This window comes from Flavobacterium potami (genome assembly GCF_020026915.1).
Classification (GTDB): Bacteria; Bacteroidota; Bacteroidia; order Flavobacteriales; family Flavobacteriaceae; genus Flavobacterium; species Flavobacterium potami.
On record NZ_JAINUY010000093.1, the window covers coordinates 1 to 281 of the forward strand.

The 281-nt window shown below is 44.5% G+C and carries 1 protein-coding gene; it reads left to right on the forward strand.

Annotation, left to right across the window (positions count from 1 at the left end):
- Positions 1–281 (forward strand): hypothetical protein (locus K6T82_RS24405; RefSeq protein ID WP_223711663.1); only part of this gene is annotated, 281 nt, incomplete at both ends.

Below are 281 nucleotides of genomic sequence, written 5' to 3' on the forward strand. Positions count from 1 at the left end.
AATGCAGTGAAAAAGAGGCTCAGGAACTGGCCGCCGCTGATATGAGACTTTCTGAAGATCAGATAAGACTCATGGAAAAAACGAAGTATTTTTTTGTCTTTGGAGGCAAAGCCGCTCATGAGGGGAAACCCGTACCCATTCGAATAGTAGATAGTAAAGGCTTTATTAAAGTCCAACGCGGATATGCGATGGTAGCAAAGGCAAAAGCAAAGGACTATCAGAAAGAAGTCAAGCGTCTATGGGAAGATATGGCGGTCTATCAGGGCGAAATGATTGCCAGG